The organism is Flavobacterium sp. GQ95, assembly GCF_059758655.1.
The window spans coordinates 1-224 of record NZ_JCAXEB010000092.1 but is presented as its reverse complement, the minus strand read 5'-3'; the positions used below and the strand labels follow the sequence as shown (position 1 = coordinate 224).

General features: G+C 33.0%; 1 protein-coding gene. It reads left to right on the top strand.

Annotated elements, in window-relative coordinates; translation table 11 throughout:
* A partial coding sequence (locus tag AC6CH4_RS26065; RefSeq protein WP_498108261.1) for a glycoside hydrolase family 97 N-terminal domain-containing protein occupies nt 1-224 on the top strand: 224 nt, incomplete at both ends.

Here is a 224-nt window from a genome sequence, read left to right as displayed (position 1 = left end):
CACTTCATTCGACGAGACTTGGGAACAGGTTTGGGGAGAAAAGAAAAACATAAGAAATCATTACAATCAACTTTCTGTTGAATTACAGCAAAAAAGCGGAAACAAACGCAAATTAGAAATTCAGTTTCGCGCTTTTGATGACGGAATCGCCTTTAGATACGTATATCCAAAACAAAATGTAAAAGACAGTATTTTCATTATGAATGAAAAAACGACTTTTAATT